Source organism: Lichenicoccus sp. (genome assembly GCF_965277665.1).
In the GTDB taxonomy this organism is placed as follows: Bacteria; Pseudomonadota; Alphaproteobacteria; order Acetobacterales; family Acetobacteraceae; genus Lichenicoccus.
Genome location: NZ_OZ255835.1, coordinates 1,183,625 through 1,198,934 on the forward strand (window position 1 = coordinate 1,183,625; position 15,310 = coordinate 1,198,934).

The following is a 15,310-nucleotide window of genomic DNA, read 5'->3' on the forward strand; positions in this document are numbered from 1 at the left end:
ATGCTCCATGCGAGAGACGCGGGATCGGGTGGTCCGGCAAAATGACAGCATTCGGCTGCGATGTCGTGCCCCGCCTGGGGTCCGGTCCGGGACGGAGAGCTGCTATAACCGCGAGATGAGACAGAAGTTGAATGCCGCGCCGGATGCGGCCGGACACGACGCCGACCTGTTCGGGTCCACAGGGTTGCCGGCTGCTCCGTCCGGTGGCGATGCCGGCGGCCAGGACGACGGCATGCGGCCGCTCGCCGACCGGCTGCGCCCGCGCGGGCTCGACGACGTGGTCGGACAGCCGCATCTGCTGGGACCGGACGGCGCCCTGCGTCGCATGCTGCAGCGCGGCTCGCTGGCCAGCCTGATCCTGTGGGGCGGCCCCGGCGTCGGCAAGACCACGATCGCGCGCCTGCTGGCCGAGGCGGCCGGCCTGCGCTTCACCCAGCTCTCGGCGGTGTTCTCCGGGGTTGCCGACCTCAAGCGCACCTTCGAGGCGGCCGGCCGCCGGCGCCAGGCGGGCCCCGGGCGTGAAGCGGCGGGCGGCACGCTGCTGTTCGTGGACGAGATCCATCGCTTCAACCGCGCCCAGCAGGATGCCTTCCTGCCGGTCGTCGAGGACGGCACCATCGTGCTGGTCGGCGCCACCACCGAGAACCCCTCCTTCGCGCTGAACGGCGCGCTGCTGTCGCGCTGCCAGGTGCTGGTGCTGCGGCGGCTCGATGACGACGCGCTGCAGGCGCTGCTGGAGCGTGCCGAGCAGGATGCCGGACGCGCCCTGCCGCTGACGCCGGCGGGTCGGGAGACGCTGCGTGCGATGGCGGATGGCGACGGGCGTTATCTGCTGAACATGGTGGAGCAGCTGCTCAGCCTGCCGGGCGGCGAGATGCCCGATCTTGAGCCGCTGGGGCCGGCGGCGCTGGCCGACCTGCTGGCGCGGCGCGCGGCGCTGTACGACAAGGACCGCGAGGAGCACTACAACCTGATCTCGGCGCTGCACAAGTCGCTGCGCGGCTCGGATCCGGATGCCGCGCTGTACTGGTTCGCGCGCATGATCGCCGGCGGCGAGGATGCCCGCTACATCGCCCGCCGGCTGACCCGCTTCGCCGCCGAGGATGTCGGCATGGCCGACCCGCAGGCGCTGCCGCAGGCGATCGCCGCCTGGGAGACCTATGAGCGGCTCGGCAGCCCGGAAGGCGAGCTGGCCCTGGCGCAGCTCGTCGTCTATCTCGGCACCGCGCCGAAATCGAACGCGATCTACAAGGGCTGGGGGGCGGCGCTGCGGGCGGCGCGTGCGACCGGCAGCCTGCCGCCGCCGGCGCATATCCTGAATGCTCCGACCAAGCTGATGCAGCAGCTCGGCTACGGCAGCGGCTACGAATACGACCACGATACCGAGCAGGGTTTCTCCGGGCAGAACTACTTCCCCGACGGCATGGCGCGGGAGCGGTTTTATGCGCCAACCGACCGCGGCCAGGAGGGCGAGGTCAGGCGCAGGCTGGACAACTGGGCGCGGTTGCGGGACAGCGACGCGTCATGAGTGTCGTTTTCATGAATGTGAGCGACGACGAGGCGGAGATCCGTCTCGATCGCTGGTTCCGCCGGCATTTCCCGCACCTGACCCAGGGGGCGTTGCAGAAGCTGTGTCGCACCGGGCAGGTGCGGGTCGACGGCAAGCGGGCGGAGACCGCGGCAAGGCTGCTGCCGGGCCAATTGGTGCGGGTGCCGCCGATCCCGAACGCGTCCCGGCCGGCGCCGATCATCGTCGCGGTGAACGAGACCGACCGCCGCGAGCTCGAAGGCATGGTGGTGTATCGCGACGAGCAGGTGATCGTGCTCAACAAGCCGGCCGGGCTGCCGGTGCAGGGCGGACCTGGCATAACGCGGCATGTCGACGGGATGCTGGACGCGCTGCGCGGCGATCTCGAGCACCGGCCGCGCCTGGTGCACCGCATCGACCGCGACACCTCCGGACTGCTGCTGCTGGCGCGCACGCCGGGGGTTGCCGCCAAGCTAGCGGCGTCGTTCCGGACGCGCGAGGTGCGCAAGATCTATTGGGCGGTGGTCGTCGGTCGACCGACGCCTGCTCAGGGCGTGATCGACCTGCCGCTGGCGCGCCTGGGGATCGGAGCCGGCTCGCTGACAATTGCTGCCGACCGAGACGAGGAGGACGCGGCCAATGCCCGCACCGAATATGTCGTGCGCGATGCCGCCGCACGGAAATTGTCCTGGCTGGAGCTGTCGCCGTTGACCGGGCGGATGCACCAGTTGCGCGTGCATTGCGAGGCGCTCGGCACGCCGATCCTGGGCGATCCCAAATATGGCGGCCCGGCGGCGCATCTGGACGGCTTCCCCGACCGGCTGCATCTGCATGCCCGCCTGCTCGACCTGCCGCATCCGGCGGGCGGGCGGCTGAGCGTCGCCGCCGGATTGCCTGCGCATATCGCCGAGACGTTCAAGGCCCTCGGCTTCGAGGCGGGCGCGCTGCCGGCGGCACGGCGGAGCTGACCCGGATGCGAGGCTGGATGAAGGCAGCGCTTGCCGCCGGCATCGTCGTGCTCGTGGTGGGGATCGGCGCCGCCGCGCTGGTGGACCGCTCGCTCGACCAGGACCGGCTGCGTCGCGCCGTGATCGGCGCGATCGAGCGGCAGAGCGGCCGGACGGTGACGCTGCAGGCGCTGCGGGTGCGTCTGCTGCCGTCGCCGCGCATCGACGCGCAGGGTTTCACGCTGGGCAATCCGGACGGTGACCCCGAGCCGGTGATGCTGCGGCTGGGGGAGGTGCAGGCGCGTCTCGCACTCTGGCCGTTGCTGCGTCATGTGGTGCGGCTCGACGGGCTGCGTATCGACCATGCGAGCCTCGATCTTGCGCGCAGTGCGGATGGTCGTGCGAACTGGCAGATGGAACCGAGGCGGCGGCCCGCCGGCGCAGGCGGGGCGCCTGCGGGCCATGCGCGACCCTGGGGCGTCGCGTTCGACAGCGTGCAGCTGCTCGATGCGTCGGTCTCGCTGCGCGACCGGCAGGCGCATCGCGGCGGCGCAGTCCAGGTGGCCCGGCTCGAGGGCGACGGGCTGCAAGGCGAGCGGCCCTCGATCAGCATTGCCGGCAGCCATGCGGGCGCCGGTTTCACCGTCGCCGGCGAGATCGGGCCGCTCGGGCGGCTGTTCAGCGCGGCCGACCGGAGTTCGCCTTGGCCAATCTCGTTGCGGCTCGTGGAGCAGGCGGATGGCCGCACCCTGGCGCAGGGCAGCCTCGATGGCGCGCTGGCCGATCCGCGTGACGGGCGCGGCTACGACATCGGGGCGCGGTACGCCGTCGGGCAGCTCGCCGACCTGAACCGGTTGTTCAGCCATGCCCGGCTGCCGCAGGTGCAGGGCCTCGCGGGCAGCCTGCATGTCATCGATGCCGGCGGCCCGCGCCTGACGGCGCTGCACGCCCAGGCGGGAGCGAGCGTGCTACCGGCATGGCCCGGGCCGTCGCTGGCCGCGTGGCGCGTGGACGCGACGGATCCGGCGGCGCCGGTCGCGATCGCCGCGAGCACCACCTGGCGCGGCAGGCCGGTCCGGCTGCGCGGGACCGCCGGCACGCTGCAGATGTTGCAGGGGCTTCGCGGTGCGAGCCTCGTGCAGGCGGTCCTGCCGGTGGACCTGCTGCTGGAGACGGACGGCGCATCGCTGCACGCCGCCGGGCGGATCGGCGATGGGGACAGTGACTTCCGGCTGAACGCGACGGTGGCCGACCTGCCGGCGCTGCTGCCGGGTGCGCCCGAGCTGGGACCGGTTGCGGCGGCGGCCCGGCTGCGGTCGCAGGGCGGCCGCGTCTTCCGGCTGTCGGAGCTCAGCCTGGGCAGCGGCGCGGGCGATCTCGCCGGCGAGCTCGGCCTGACGCTGGGCGGGCACCCGGCGCTGACCGGGACGCTGACTTCGACGCGGCTCGATGCGGACCGCCTGTCGCGCTGGAGCGGCACGCCGGCTCGCGTCGGCGCGCCGAAGCCGGCACCGGCGCGGGCACCTCCGGGGCCAGCTCGCGCAGCCGCGGCTGGACCAGCTCCGGCCGGGCAGCCGCAGCACCCGGTGCCCTGGGGATGGCTGAACCGGGCCGATCTCGATCTTGCGGTCCGGGTCGTGGATCTGCTGGTCGCCGGGCAGTCGCTGCACGGCTTCACCGCGCATGCAGTGCTGCAAGGCGGCCGCCTGCTGGTCGATCCGGTGCAGGCCGAGGGCCCGGCGGGCCCGGTCTCGGCACGGTTCGCGGCGGATGCGTCCGCGGCGCCGCCGCATCTGGAGGTGACCATGCACCCGCTGTTCGTCCCGGCGGCAGCGCTGGCGGGGTGGCTCGGGCAGCCGGTCTGGGTGCAGGGCGCCGCGGAGCTGGTCGGCGCGCTGCAGGCGCAGGGCGAGACGCGCCAGGCGCTGGCGGCTTCGGCCACCGGGCATGCCGGCGTCAGCATGGTGAACGGCCGCCTGGACAATGACGCGCTGCTGCGGCTGCTCGGCCGTTCGGTGCCGCTGTCGATGGCGTTGCCGAAAGGCGGCAGCACCGAATTGCGCTGCCTCGCCCTGCACGCCGGGGTGGCCGATGGTCGCGCGCGCTTCGACACCATCAGCCTGCGCACCGGCCGCGCCACGGTGGACGGGCATGGCGCGGTGGGGCTGGAGGACGGCTCGCTCGACCTGCGCCTGGTGCCGTTCGTCGCACTCGGCGGGGCAGGGGCTTCGATGCCGGTGCGGATCGGTGGCAGCCTGCGGCAACCGCGCCCGGCGTTCGACAACCAGGGCTCCGGCGACACAAGAGGCCTCGGCGGCCGCACCACGCTGGTGATCGGCCCGCAGCAGAGCGCCGCCGCCGATTGTGACCCGGCGTTGCGCGCGGCGCGGGAGGGTGTTGCCGGCCCGGCGGCTGTCGCGGCGGCAGCGCCGCCGGAGCACAGGCACAAGAACCCCAAGCCGCTCGACATCCTGCGCGGTCTGGGTTTGTTCCGGTGAGCAGCGCGGTGCGCAGGCGCTTGTGGGAGAGCACTTCGGGAGCGGATCGTGGCTGATCGCGTGGCGAGGCGCTGGCTCATCTCGGGGCGGGTGCAGGGAGTCGGGTACCGCGCCTGGATGCAAGCAAGGGCGCTGGAAGCGGGCCTCGAAGGCTGGGTGCGCAACCTCGAGGATGGCCGGGTCGAGGCGCTGGTCTGCGGCGCCGCGGCGTCATTGGCCGGTCTGCGGCGGACCTGCCTGTCCGGTCCGGGCCCGGCGCGGGTCGATGGCATCGAGGACCATGCCGCGGAGCCGGTGCCACAGGGTTCGGGGTTCGGCACCCGACCTGGGTGACCAGGCGAGAAGATTGGTTACATTGCCTGGGGATGTGATCTGCTAGCTGTGCCGTCGATAACAGCCTGGACGCTCATGAATGGACGATTTGCCGCAGGAGATGGGGCCCCGCCGCCGTGTTGGGCAGTCGATGGCGCGCTGGGCGACGCTCTGCGCCATGCTGTCCTGGGTGGTGATCGGCGTGGTGCCCGTGGTGGTCGCGATCTGCGCCCTGAGCTGACCGCCGTCGCCTCCTGCCAACGGCGCTCCGTGTTGCCTTGCCGGCAGCGGTTCGCCACTGTGCGGCACTGACCTGCAGGAGTGCCGCAATGCCGGATCGCGTCGCCGACTACCCGATCGACAGCGTGTTTCTCGAGCGATGGTCGCCACGCGCCTTCACCGGGGAGGCGATCCCCGAAGCCGAATTGTTCAGCCTGTTCGAGGCGGCACGCTGGGCGCCGTCGGCCTACAACTCGCAGCCCTGGCGCTTCCTCTATGCGCGGCGCGACACGCCGCAGTGGCAGCCGTTCCTCGACATCCTGATCGAGTTCAACCGCTCCTGGGTGAAGAACGCCGCCGCCCTCGTGTTCGTGATCTCGAAGTCGACGATGCTGCCGCCGGGCAAGGATCGCGAGGTGCCGTCGCACAGCCACTCGTTCGATAGCGGTGCCGCCTGGGGCGCGCTGGGCGTGCAGGCGGTGAAGTCCGGCTGGGCGACGCACGGCATGGTCGGGCTGGACTTCGACAAGGCGTTTGCCGATCTCGGGCTGGTCGAGGGCTGGCGGGTCGAGGCGGCGATCGCCATCGGACGCCGGGGGGACAGATCCATCCTGCCGGAAGCCCTGCAGGCGCGCGAGACGCCGAGTCCACGGCTGCCGGTGAAGGTGATCGCCATGGAAGGCAAGTTCCGCCCGGAATGAACCGGCCGGATCGGCGCGCGGGGGCGCCGGCGCATAAAGCGGGCGAGCAGCATCCGCGCTTCTTCTCGATCGGCAACCTGCTGCTGATCACGCCGCTCTGCGTGCTCGGCTCGGTGATCGGCATGCAGGTGCTGATCCGCCTCGGCGTGACCACCAACACCGCGCTGATCGGCGCCCTGGCCGGGATGGCGCTGGGCCGGATCGGGCTGCCGGGCTTCAGGTTCTACCGCTCGATCCACGTGCAGAACCTGGCGCAGAGTGCGATCTCGGCCAGCACGTTCGGGGCGGCCAACAGCCTGCTGCTGCCCATCGGGGTGCCGTTCGCGCTGGGGCGCAGCGATCTGGTGCTGCCGATGTTCGGCGGCGTCGTCTGCGCGATGCTGCTGGATGCCACGTTGCTGTACTGGATGTTCGGCTCAAGGGTGTTCCCGGCCGAGGGCGCGTGGCCGCCGGGTGTTGCCGCGGCCGGCGCCATCCAGGCCGGCGACGAGGGCGGCCGCAAGGCGCGCGTGCTCGGCATCGGGCTGGGTCTCGGGATTGCCGGCAGCCTCGCCGGCATTCCGATGTCAGCGTTCGGGGTCGCGTTCATCGCCAATGCCTGGGCGCTGCTGATGTTCGGGATCGGACTGCTGCTGCGCGGCTATTTCCACCTGGTCGGACCGCTGCTGCACCTGCCGGACATCGGCAAGTCCCACGTGCCGGAGGGCCTGATGCTCGGCGCCGGGCTGACGGCGCTGCTGCAGGTGCTGTGGACGCTTTTCGTAGGCCGGCACGACAAGGATGCCGCCGAGGAAGGTCGCGCGGAGGCGCCGCTGCAGCGGGCCCTCGGCATCGGCGCGGGCGCCTACGTGCTGATCGCGATGATGATCGCGCTCCTGGGCGGCCTCGCCGGCAGCATGAGCGTGGGCGCGCTGATCGGCTTCGTGGTGTATGCGGCCTTCGCGGCGCTGCTGCACGAACTCATCATCGGGCTGGCGGCGATGCATTCGGGCTGGTTTCCCGCCTTCGCGGTCGCTGTGGTGACGCTGGCCGTCGGCGTGCTGATCGGCTTTCCGGCGCCGGCGCTGGCGCTGCTGGTGGGGTTCTCGGCCTCGACCGGGCCTGCTTTCGCCGACATGGGCTGCGATCTCAAGGCGGGCTTCCTGCTGCGCGGCGAGGGGCGTGATCCGGCCTTCGAGCTCGACGGCCGCCGGCAGCAATATTTCGCCGCGATGTATGCGTTCGGGATTGCAGCCCTCGTCGTGCTGTTCAGCTACGGGCACTATTTCGCGCACAACCAGGTGGCTCCGGTCGACCATGTGTTCGTGGCGGCGATCCGGGCCGGACGCAGCGCCGACATTGCGCGCGCGCTGGGGCTGTGGGCGATACCGGGCGCGCTGCTGCAGGCGATCGGCGGGTCGCGCCGGCAGATGGGCGTGATGTTCGCCACCGGGATGCTGCTGGTCTCGCCGCTCGCCGGCTGGGCGGTGCTGGCAGGGCTGGTCGGTCGGGCGGTGTGGATGCGCAGGCAGGGTGAGGCGGGACGGGGCGACATGCAGATCTTTGCGGCGGGTTCGATTGCCGGCGATGCGTTGTTCAGTTTCGGCCGGTCGGTGCTGAAGCTTTGAGGCGGCTGGCGGCATGCTCGGCGCCGGGCGCCTTGCTGACACTGGCGGTCGCGGCTGCGTCGCCGGCCTGGGCTGCCGACTGCTTCGAGCCGCTGGCGCGCACGCGCAACTACACGCTCGGGCTGCCTGCCCATGTGCAGCCGCTGCCGGATGGGCGCAATGTGTTGTATCTGCGCAGCGGGCCGGAAGATACCCGACAGAGACTGTATGACTATGATGTGGCGCGACATGCCGAGCGCGAGCTCGCGGCGCCGGGTGCGGCACCCGAGCATCTGAGTGTCGAGGAAAAGGCGCGCCGCGAGCGGGCGCGCATGACGGTGACCGGCATCACCGATTTCGCGGTGTCCGAGAATGGCAGCCGGGTCCTGGTCAGCGAGGGGGATCATCTGTCCACCGTCGCTCTGCCGCAGGGCGTGGTGACGCCGGTGACGGGCGGCGGCTGGATCGCGCCGCGTCTGTCGCCGGATGGGCGTTTCGTCGCCGTGGTGCGGGAGCACGACCTGCACGTGGTTGCCCTGTCGGGCGGCCAGGCGGCGACGGACGTGCAGGTCACGCAGGGTGGCTCGGCGACGCTGACGCATGGGGTGGCGGAATTCGCGGCGGCCGAGGAGCTGGATCGCGCCGACGGGGCCTGGTGGTCGCCGGACAGCGAGCGGCTGATCTTCGAGGCAGCCGACACGTCCGCGGTCGAACGGCATTTCATCGCCGACCCGTTGCACCCGTCCGAGCCGCCGGTGGAGTTCCGCTATCCGCGCGCCGGGACGGCGAATGCGCGGACCCGGTTCGGGCTGATCGGGCGCGCCGGGGGGACGGTCACCTGGATCGATCTCGACCAGGAGGCGTGGCCGTATGTCGCGCGGGTGATCTGGTCGAAGCAGGCGCCGCCGACGCTGGTGGTGCTGAACCGGGCGCAGACGCGCGAGGCGGTGCTGGCGGTGGACCCCGCGACCGGGCACACGCGGACGCTGCTGACCGAGACCGATCCGGGATGGATCGATCTTGCGCCGATGGAAGGTGTGCCGGGCCGCGAGTTGCCGGCGTGGCTGCCGGACGGCTCCGGCTTTCTCTGGGCGGGGCAGCGCGGCGCGCAGTGGCAGCTCGAACTGCATCGTGCGGATGGCACGCTCGACCATGCGGTGACCCCGCGCGGGTTTGCGTTCCTGGCCCTCAACGACGTCGATGCGGCACATGGCAGCCTGGTGGTCACGGCGGATCCCGAGCGGCTGTCGCAGGGGCTGTTCCGCGTGGCGCTCGCGGGCGGTTCGCCGGCGCCGCTGGCCGCCTCGCCGGGCCTGCATCATGCGGCGTTCTCGCCCGAGCGGCACGACCTGTTCACCGACAGCGTCTCTGGCGCCGACGGGCAGGCCGCAACCATCCTGCGCCGCGCGGATGGCAGCGCGGTGGCGAGGCTGCCCAGCGCTGCGGCGACACTGCCGCGGGTGCCGGGCGTGCAATATCTGCGGGTCGGCGCGCAGGGGCTGGATGCGGACGTGCTGCGTCCGTCGGGCTTCGTGCGCGGCCGGAAGTATCCGGTGGTGCTTTCGGTGTATGCCGGCCCGACGGTGAAGATGGTGCAGCGGGCGCCGCGGCTGAGCCTGGAGAACCAGTGTCTTGCCGACCACGGCTTCATCGTTGTCAGCCTGGACGGACGCGGCACGCCGGGGCGGGACCATGATTTCGAGCATGCGACCAAAGGCGACCTGATCGATCTGCCGTTGCAGGACCAGGTCGGCGGATTGCAGGCGCTGGGTCGGCGCGTGCCTGAGATGGACATGCACCGCGTCGGCGTGGAGGGCTGGTCGTTCGGGGGCTACTTCACGGCGATGGCCACCATACGGCGTCCCGACATCTTCGCAGCCGGCGTCGCGGGAGCGCCCGTGGTGGACTTCGCCGACTATGACACGGCCTATACGGAGCGCTATCTCGGCACGCCGCAGGACGATCCTGCGGGCTATGCCAAGAGCAACGTGCTCACCTACGCGGCCACCTTGTCACGGCCGCTGCTGATCATGCACGGCTTGACCGACGACAATGTGTATTTCGAGAACACCATGAAGCTGACCCAGGCGCTGGTCGCGGCCGGCAAGCCGTACCGGCTGCTGCTGCTGCCCGGCACGCATCTGCTGCCCGACCCGCTGCTGCGCGCGCGCGTGAACGAGGCGCGGGCGGCGTTCCTGGCGGAGGAATTGCGGGTGCGGTGAGACGGCGAACGTCGTCACGGCACCAGCACCGTAGCGCTCGCCTGGCAGGCGATGCCTTCGCCGCGGCCGGTGAAGCCGAGGCGTTCGGTGGTGGTGGCCTTGACCGAGATGCGGCCGATCTCGGCACCCAGCAATTCGGCGAGGCGGGCGCGCATGGCGTTGGCATGCGGGCCGATCTTCGGGCGCTCGCAGATCAGGGTGACGTCGGCGTTGACCAGGATGCCGCCGCGAGCGGCGATGCGCTCGCCGGCATGCGTCAGGAAGCGGGCGCTGTCGGCGTCCTTCCAGTCGGCCTCGGTCGGCGGGAAGTGCCGGCCGATATCGCCCTCGGCCAGTGCGCCATAGATCGCATCGCAGAGCGCGTGCAGGCCGACATCGGCGTCCGAATGGCCGGCGAGCCCGCGCTCGAACGGCACCGCAACGCCGCACAGCATCAGCGGGCGCGGATCCCCGAAAGCATGCACGTCGAAGCCGGTGCCGGTGCGCGGCAGCAGGGTCGGACCGATCAGCCGCTCGAGACGCATCAGATCCTCCTCGTAGGTCAGCTTGATGTTGTCGTCGGAGCCGGCGACGAGGGCCACCGGAATGCCGGCCTGCTCGAACAGAGCGGCGTCGTCGGTGGCCTCGAACCCGTCATGCGCCCCGCCTCCATGCAACCGGTGCAGGTCGCGCAGGGTGACGAAATGGAAGCCCTGCGGGGTCTGCGCCCGATACAGCCCGGCGCGCGGCACCGTCGCGTCGATCAGCCCGTCCCGGCCACGCTTGAGCGTATCGGCAACCGGCACCGCCGGGATGGCACCCCGGTGCAGCGCCAGCGCCTCGACCACCCGCCGGACCAGCGCGTCCGGCACGTAGGGACGGGCGCCGTCATGCACCAGGACCAGGTCCGGTTTCTCGCCCTCGGCCAGCAGGTCGAGGGCTTCGAGGCCCAGGCGGACGCTCTGCTGCCGGGTCGCCCCCCCGGGGATGGCCGCGCGCATCTTTTGGAGCGAGCCCAGGGCCGGCCCGATGAGGGCGGCATCGCCGACCGGCTGCAGCAGGTCGACATGCGGCAGCAGCGCCTCCGCGGCGTGGCGGATCACGGGGCGGCTGCCGAGCGGCAGGTACTGCTTGGCGAGCCCGGAGCCGAAGCGGCTGCCGTTGCCCGCGGCCATCAGGAGGGCGGCGATACGCATGGCCGGGAGCAATGCGGGGGCACCGGGGTGCCGTCAAGGCACGATCAGCCTGGACCGACGCAGGTGGCGGATGGTGCGCGGGCGGAGGTCGATCAGTGTCCATAGAAAGCGACGCCGCACTGCAACAAGCCTGGGCAATCGGGCCTGCCGCGATTGCACTCTGACCAACGCTTCCGTATTCTGCCCAAATCGTAATCAGTTCCAGATTAAGAGATGGGTCGCGATTAAGAGATGGCGGGCGAGATCGGAACAGGTTCACGCATGCATCCCGGTGTCGCGCCGTCCAGGTTGCGGGCGATCGATCTCGGCAGCGCCGTCATCAGCGAGCCGGTGATCCTGGCGCCGATGTCCGGCGTCACCGACCTGCCGTTCCGCACGCTTGCGCGCCGGCTCGGCGCCGGCCTGGTGGTGTCCGAGATGATCGCCTCCTGGGCGATGGTGCGCGAGAACGCCGCGACGTTGCGCATGGCGGAGATCGTCGGCACCAGGGGATCATCGGGCGCATCGGCAGCGGGAACCGGCACGCCGAATGCGGTGCAGCTGGCCGGCTGCGAGCCGGACGCAATGGCCCACGCCGCACGCATTGCGGTGGATCGTGGTGCCGACCTGATCGATATCAATTTCGGCTGTCCGGTGAAGAAGGTCGCCGTCGGGCAGATGGCGGGATCGGCGTTGATGCGCGACGAAGTGCTGGCGGGCGCGCTGCTGGCGGCGGTCGTGCGCGCCGTGGCTGTGCCGGTCACGCTCAAGATGCGCATGGGCTGGGACCATCAGAGCCTGAACGCGCCGCGGCTGGCTGCGATCGCCGAAGCCAGCGGCATTCGCATGGTGACGGTGCATGGCCGCACGCGGCAGCAATTCTACACCGGCAGCGCGGACTGGTCGTTCGTGCGGCAGGTGAAGCAGGCAACGCGCCTGCCGGTGATCGTGAACGGCGACATCGTCAGCATCGAGGCGGCGGAGCAGGCACTGGCGCTCTCCGGTGCGGATGGCGTGATGCTGGGCCGTGCCTGCTACGGACGCCCCTGGTTCCCGGCCCAGGTCGCGGCCTGGCTGATGCGCGGGGAACGCATCCCGGACCCCGATCTTGCCCGGGAGCTGTGCATCGTCCTTGAGCATTACGAGGCGATGCTCACGCATTTCGGACGCGAGGCGGGCCTGCGTCTCGCCCGCAAGCACGTGTCGTGGTACTCGGCCGGGCTGCCGGGATCGGCGGCGTTCCGGGCCGGCTTCAACCGCCTCGACGATGCCCGGGCGGCGGTGGCGACGATCAGGGGCTTCTACGAGGAGCGCATCGCGTCGGGCGTCGGCCGCGAGCGTCGCCTCGAAATCATGAGGGAGGCTGCATGAAAGTCGCATTGCTGCGTCCGAAATCGAGCCGGCTGAAGCTGCTGGCGCCCGAGTTGCTGCCAGCGCGACCGGTCGAGCTGGCACTTGGCGCCGAGGCGCCGGCGCGGGCGGACCACGCGGCCATGATGGAGAGCCTGCCGGTTCCGGTGGTGCTGCTCGATGCGCGCGACCGCATCCAGTATGCGAACAGCGCCGCCGAGAACTTCCTCGGCCTGTCGCTGCTGCAGATGCGCGCGCACGCGCTGACCGAGATGCTGCCGGCCGACAATCCGATCTTCCAGCTGGTCGCGCAGGTACGACGCCGTGGCCTGACGGTGGTCGAGCACGAGCTGGTGCTGGAGGGACCGCGGCTGCTGCGCCGGACCGGGATTACGGTGCACGGCACGCTGCTGCCGGAGCAGCCGGGCTCGGTGATGCTGACCCTGCATGATGCGTCGGCGGCGCGCGCGCTGGACCGTCAGCTCACCTTCCGCAATGCCGCCCGCAGCGTCTCGGGCATGGCCGCGATCCTGGCGCACGAGGTCAAGAACCCGCTCTCCGGGATACGCGGCGCGGCGCAGCTCCTGGAAGCCACCGTCGCAGAGGAGGATCGCGAACTCGCGGTGCTGATACGCGACGAGGCGGACCGCATACGCGACCTTGTCGAACGCATGGAGGTGTTCAACGAGAAGCCGATCGAGCGGCGCCCGATCAACATCCATCGCGTCCTTGAACATGTTCGCATGCTGGCGCAAAGCGGCTTTGCCGCGCACATCCGCTTCGTCGAGACCTACGATCCCTCGCTGCCGCCGGTGTTCGGCAACCGCGACCAGCTTGTGCAGGTGCTGCTCAACCTGGTGAAGAACGCGGCGGAGGCGGTCTCCGGCGGCGCCGGAAACGGTCCGGGCCGCGCACCGGGCGAGATCACGCTCTGCACCGCCTACCGGCACAGCGTCCGGCTTGCGGTTCCGGGATCGGAGGATCGCGTCCACCTGCCGCTGATGGTGATGGTGCGCGACAACGGCCCCGGCGTGCCGGAGGCGATCCGGCCGCATCTGTTCGAGCCGTTCCTGACCACGAAGGTTGCCGGGAGTGGCCTTGGTCTTGCACTCGCGGCCAAGATCGTGGGCGACCATGGTGGCTCGATCCAGATCGAAAGCCGGCCGGGGCGCACCGACGTCCTGCTGCACCTGCCGGTGCTGTCGGACGACGCCGAGACTCCCTGAAGTTCCGGCCGAAAGGCCGGGGCTCCTGACGTTCCGGTCGAGGCAGGCCGGAGCCGCTGACGTCCGGCCGTCCAGGCCAGGCGTGACCCAGAAGGCGACCGAGAGAGCGAATGACGCTGCCCACCGTGCTGGTCGCCGACGACGACCGATCCATCCGGACCGTGCTGACCCAGGCTCTCGGACGATCCGGATACCAGGTCCGCACGACGGCGAATGCCGCCACGCTGTGGCGCTGGGTCGAGGAGGGCGAGGGGGACCTGGTGATCACCGACGTGGTGATGCCCGACGAGAACGGGCTCGACCTGATCCCGCGCATCAAGCGGCTGCGCCCGGACCTGCGGGTCGTGGTGATGAGCGCGCAATCGACCCTGATGACCGCGGTCAAGGCGACCCAGCGCGGCGCCTTCGAGTACCTGCCCAAGCCGTTCGACCTCAAGGAGCTGCTGTCGGTGGTGGGGCGGGCGCTGGCCACGCCGCTGCCGGCCGCGGCACCCGCGGCTCCGGGCGATCCGGAGGAGCGGCTGCCGCTGATCGGGCGCTCGATGGCGATGCAGGATATCTACCGGATCATCGCCCGGCTGACGACCGCCGACCTCACCGTCATGGTCAATGGCGAGAGCGGCACCGGCAAGGAGCTGGTGGCGCGCGCGCTGCACGATTACGGGCGCCGGCGCGCCGGACCGTTCGTGGCGATCAACATGGCGGCGATCCCGCGCGAGCTGATCGAGAGCGAGCTGTTCGGCCATGAGCGTGGCGCCTTCACCGGTGCCACCAACCGCAACCAGGGCCGCTTCGAGCAGGCCAGCGGCGGCACCTTGTTCCTCGACGAGATCGGCGACATGCCGCCCGAGGCGCAGACCCGGCTGCTGCGGGTGCTGCAGGAAGGCGAGTTCACCACCGTCGGCGGCCGTGCACCGGTGAAGGCGAACGTTCGCATCATCGCCGCCACGCATCGCGACCTGCGCCAGTCGATCCGCTCGGGCACCTTCCGCGAGGACCTGTTCTACCGGCTGAACGTGGTGCCGATCCGGCTGCCGCCGCTGCGCGAGCGCATCGAGGACATCCCGATCCTGGCCCGGCACTTCCTCGACAAGGTGCAGCAGAGCGGGCTGCCGTCGAAGACGCTGTCGGAGGAGGCGATGCAGCGGCTGCAGACGCATCGCTGGCCCGGCAACGTGCGCGAGCTGGAGAACCTGATGCGCCGGCTGGCGGCGCTGTATCCGCAGGAGACCATCAGCGCCGAGGTGATCTCCACGGAGCTGGCCGAGAATACCGGCTCGGGCGAGGCGCCGCCGCCGTCGCATGTCGAGCAGGAGCCGCTGGCGCAGGCGGTGGAGCGCCACATCAGGCAGTTCCTGGCGGCCAGCCGGGACGGCATGCCGATGCGCGACATCTATGACCGGGTGATCGCCGAGGTCGAGCGGCCGCTGATCCAGATGACGCTGGCCTCCACCAAGGGCAACCAGATAAAAGCGGCGGCGATGCTCGGCCTCAACCGCAACACGCTCCGCAAGAAGATCCGCGACCTGGAGATCCCCGTGGTGCGGGGAATCGGGTAGTCTCTCTT

General features: G+C 70.9%; 12 protein-coding genes. 11 read left to right on the top strand and 1 reads right to left on the bottom strand.

The features are described 5' to 3' along the window. Positions 1-115: 115 nt before the first annotated feature. From ACQY4O_RS05265 to ACQY4O_RS05300, 8 genes are all read left to right on the top strand, one after another. Positions 116-1,528 (top strand): replication-associated recombination protein A, encoded by a 1,413-nt coding sequence (locus tag ACQY4O_RS05265; RefSeq protein WP_428375161.1) that lies wholly within the window; start codon positions 116-118, stop codon positions 1,526-1,528. Continuing rightward, positions 1,525-2,496, top strand: a complete 972-nt coding sequence (locus tag ACQY4O_RS05270; protein ID WP_428375162.1) for an RluA family pseudouridine synthase — start codon at positions 1,525-1,527, stop codon at positions 2,494-2,496. The genes ACQY4O_RS05265 and ACQY4O_RS05270 overlap by 4 nt, the downstream gene beginning before the upstream one ends. A gap of 17 nt (positions 2,497-2,513) precedes the next feature. Continuing rightward, the gene (locus ACQY4O_RS05275) at positions 2,514-4,973 is read left to right on the top strand and encodes an AsmA family protein (protein ID WP_428375163.1); all 2,460 of its coding nucleotides are present in this window, start codon (positions 2,514-2,516) and stop codon (positions 4,971-4,973) included. 48 nt (positions 4,974-5,021) lie between these two features. Beyond that, entirely contained in the window at positions 5,022-5,306 is a 285-nt protein-coding gene (locus tag ACQY4O_RS05280; protein ID WP_428375164.1) for an acylphosphatase, read from the top strand. A 79-nt stretch (positions 5,307-5,385) separates the two neighbouring features. Next, positions 5,386-5,526 (top strand): hypothetical protein, encoded by a 141-nt coding sequence (locus ACQY4O_RS05285; RefSeq protein WP_428375165.1) that lies wholly within the window; start codon positions 5,386-5,388, stop codon positions 5,524-5,526. Positions 5,527-5,614: 88 nt separating this feature from the next. Continuing rightward, the gene (locus ACQY4O_RS05290; RefSeq protein WP_428375166.1) at positions 5,615-6,205 is read left to right on the top strand and encodes a nitroreductase family protein; all 591 of its coding nucleotides are present in this window, start codon (positions 5,615-5,617) and stop codon (positions 6,203-6,205) included. Beyond that, positions 6,202-7,812: an OPT/YSL family transporter gene (locus ACQY4O_RS05295; protein ID WP_428375167.1), complete on the top strand. Its 1,611-nt coding sequence runs from the start codon at positions 6,202-6,204 to the stop codon at positions 7,810-7,812. Before ACQY4O_RS05290 ends, ACQY4O_RS05295 begins: the two co-directional genes overlap by 4 nt. Next, positions 7,809-10,013, top strand: coding sequence for a DPP IV N-terminal domain-containing protein (locus tag ACQY4O_RS05300; RefSeq protein ID WP_428375168.1), 2,205 nt, complete (start codon positions 7,809-7,811; stop codon positions 10,011-10,013). Before ACQY4O_RS05295 ends, ACQY4O_RS05300 begins: the two co-directional genes overlap by 4 nt. Before the next feature lie 14 nt (positions 10,014-10,027). On the opposite strand, the gene ispF is transcribed toward ACQY4O_RS05300, so the two are convergent. Continuing rightward, positions 10,028-11,188 carry a 2-C-methyl-D-erythritol 2,4-cyclodiphosphate synthase gene (gene ispF, locus ACQY4O_RS05305; RefSeq protein WP_428375169.1) on the bottom strand — a complete coding sequence of 387 codons (1,161 nt, stop codon included), beginning with the start codon at positions 11,186-11,188 and terminating at the stop codon, positions 10,028-10,030. A 261-nt stretch (positions 11,189-11,449) separates the two neighbouring features. Between ispF and dusB the strand changes: the two genes are divergently transcribed. From dusB to ntrC, 3 genes are all read left to right on the top strand, one after another. Then, a complete protein-coding gene (dusB, locus tag ACQY4O_RS05310; RefSeq protein WP_428375170.1) occupies positions 11,450-12,538 on the top strand; it encodes a tRNA dihydrouridine synthase DusB in 1,089 nt (362 codons plus the stop codon). Between the two features lie 122 nt (positions 12,539-12,660). Then, positions 12,661-13,743 (top strand): two-component system sensor histidine kinase NtrB, encoded by a 1,083-nt coding sequence (locus ACQY4O_RS05315; RefSeq protein WP_428378114.1) that lies wholly within the window; start codon positions 12,661-12,663, stop codon positions 13,741-13,743. A gap of 110 nt (positions 13,744-13,853) precedes the next feature. Then, positions 13,854-15,302 (top strand): nitrogen regulation protein NR(I), encoded by a 1,449-nt coding sequence (ntrC, locus tag ACQY4O_RS05320; RefSeq protein ID WP_428375171.1) that lies wholly within the window; start codon positions 13,854-13,856, stop codon positions 15,300-15,302. Positions 15,303-15,310: the final 8 nt, after the last annotated feature.

Coding starts and splice junctions, on each gene's coding strand:
- ACQY4O_RS05265 (WP_428375161.1), top strand. CDS start 116: ATGAGACAGAAGTTGAATGCCGCGCCGGATGCGGCCGGACACGACGCC.
- ACQY4O_RS05270 (WP_428375162.1), top strand. CDS start 1,525: ATGAGTGTCGTTTTCATGAATGTGAGCGACGACGAGGCGGAGATCCGT.
- ACQY4O_RS05275 (WP_428375163.1), top strand. CDS start 2,514: ATGAAGGCAGCGCTTGCCGCCGGCATCGTCGTGCTCGTGGTGGGGATC.
- ACQY4O_RS05285 (WP_428375165.1), top strand. CDS start 5,386: ATGGACGATTTGCCGCAGGAGATGGGGCCCCGCCGCCGTGTTGGGCAG.
- ACQY4O_RS05290 (WP_428375166.1), top strand. CDS start 5,615: ATGCCGGATCGCGTCGCCGACTACCCGATCGACAGCGTGTTTCTCGAG.
- ACQY4O_RS05295 (WP_428375167.1), top strand. CDS start 6,202: ATGAACCGGCCGGATCGGCGCGCGGGGGCGCCGGCGCATAAAGCGGGC.
- ispF (WP_428375169.1), bottom strand. CDS start 11,188: ATGCGTATCGCCGCCCTCCTGATGGCCGCGGGCAACGGCAGCCGCTTC.
- dusB (WP_428375170.1), top strand. CDS start 11,450: ATGCATCCCGGTGTCGCGCCGTCCAGGTTGCGGGCGATCGATCTCGGC.
- ACQY4O_RS05315 (WP_428378114.1), top strand. CDS start 12,661: ATGATGGAGAGCCTGCCGGTTCCGGTGGTGCTGCTCGATGCGCGCGAC.
- ntrC (WP_428375171.1), top strand. CDS start 13,854: ATGACGCTGCCCACCGTGCTGGTCGCCGACGACGACCGATCCATCCGG.